Here is a 2,007-nt window from a genome sequence, read left to right on the forward strand (position 1 = left end):
CTCGCGCTACCCATGCATTTCATTCGCCATTCGAGGTCTTCGAACGTATGCTTGCAACCGCGTCGATAACCTCAGCTTCCATTCATTAGCCCCCTGTTGCGCTTCACTCTTGAAACCGCCCCTACAAAGGAAACCAGACGATGACGAAGAGAACCCGGCGCACGCACTCAGCGACGTTCAAGGCGAAGGTGGCACTGGCAGCGGTACGTGGCGAGCGCACACTGGCAGAATTGGCGCAGCAGTTTGAGGTTCATCCGAACCAGATCACGGAGTGGAAGCGGCAGTTGCAAGACCGAGCGGCCGATGTGTTCGGCGCGGCGGGCGCGCCCGTCAATGAGCCGCCGGTGGATCTGAAGACGCTTCACGCAAAGATCGGCCAATTGGCGCTGGAGAATGATTTTTCATATGGCCTGTTTTTGCAAGCAGGGCGAGCACCGCCCTCGCCACCGCGATCTCGAATGTCAACGTATCCGACCTGATTGGTAACGCGGCAGACGGGCTGTTTATCGACGATGGATCAAGCTCATATCCGCGGGCTGGTTACCGCATTTCATCTTTCCGTCACGGGGCTACCTCGCTCTTAACCACGGAGATCACGCAGTCGCGTGCTCACAAAAAAATCTCGAGGATTCCCCTCATCGCGCCCGATGCCGCGTTACCGATCAGGTGGAAGTTAAAGGTTTTGCGATAGCGGCTCCTGTCTAAAATCTCCGGGCAAGATTTAACGCCGTGCTCACGCTGGCTGCAGTCGTGTCCCGATGTCCCAGATGAAGCCACATAGTTCGCGCGCGATCGCCGCACACGTCTTGTTCTGGTGAAGACCTCGTGCGCGAAGCCGGCGAAATCTGTGGCAGAGCCGAACCTGCGCTTTCCAGGCGATGTCGATGATATGTCGAGGTTGTCCTTCCAGTCGAGGCTGTAGCGACTCACCGATTCTCGCCGGCAACCGATAGTTCCACGCCGCTTCGACAAGTATTCTGCGCACGTGCGTGTTGCCCGTCTTGGTCAGACGGCCTCGTTGCTTTGAATTCCCGCTGGAGTGTTCCGACGGCACAAGTCCCAGGTAGCCCATGAATTCGCGTGGATGCGGGAAACGCCGTAAATCGCCAAGTTCCGCGACAATGGTCAACGCGGAGATGAAGTCAATGCTGCGCAGGGTCATCAGGCCTTTGACCACTGGCAACCACCGCCAGGTTTCGGCATGGGCGCGCAGCGACTGCGTGAGGCGCTCGACGAGTTCGGTGGCGAACCGCACCGCCATCCGGTACTCGGTGAAGACGATATGCTGGGCGGGCTCCTCGAATTTTATCTTCGAGAGGAAGAGTTCATGCTTCGGTCCCCACCGCGTGCCGGTGTAGGCATGACCATGACGAAGCAGAAAGGATTTGAGCCTGTGTCGCATTCTGCGCTGGTCATTCACAGCATCCTCCCGAGCGCGCACCAGGTCGCCGGCCCGATGGAGTCTTGCCAGCAGTAATGCGTCGCGACGGTCCGTCTTGATTCTGTCGGCAGGCCGCCGGGCGACGCGCGATGGCGCAACCACTTCACAGCGATAGCCCTGTTCGCGCAGCGCCCGCACGAGCCCATACCCGCAGGGGCCCGCTTCGTGACAGACACTGAGCTCGGATGGCTTGCCCAGCTTCGAAAGTGCCTTCGTCAGGGAAATCACGCTGTAGCGGGTCGTCCCGACAAATTGAGGATCGTCCCGCAAGTGCGCCCGGGCGAATGCGATTGCGATGGAGTCTTTATGCACATCGAGCCCAACGTAAAACTTGACCTCATCCATGACTGCCTGCGCCGTTCAGTGAAGGTCGTCCGATTACCGGAAGAAATTCATTCGCGGCATGTGGCCGGGCATTCCCCAGGGCGAGCATTTGCATATGCTCGTCTAGAGCGTGTTAGGCACTTTGCGGGAGACCTAGTATCCTGGCGGGATGAAAAGAGCAGATCGCAAAGGGTATCCGACCGATGTGTCCGACGAAGAATGGAGCTTCGCAGCACCCTATC

Annotated in this window: 1 protein-coding gene and 1 pseudogene; one reads left to right on the top strand and one right to left on the bottom strand. The window is 58.6% G+C overall.

What is annotated here, in order from left to right; genetic code table 11:
* Window positions 1-140 precede the first annotated feature (140 nt).
* Window positions 141-401 (top strand): annotated as a pseudogene (locus AC57B1_RS09890) (transposase); the annotation flags it as partial.
* A gap of 332 nt (window positions 402-733) precedes the next feature.
* Here AC57B1_RS09890 and AC57B1_RS09895 read toward each other — a convergent pair.
* Window positions 734-1,786, bottom strand: a complete 1,053-nt coding sequence (locus tag AC57B1_RS09895) for an IS110 family RNA-guided transposase (RefSeq protein ID WP_496417435.1) — start codon at window positions 1,784-1,786, stop codon at window positions 734-736.
* Between the last annotated feature and the right edge of the window lie 221 nt (window positions 1,787-2,007).

This window comes from Paraburkholderia sp. BGA-UO-ETr-F21 (genome assembly GCF_059567925.1).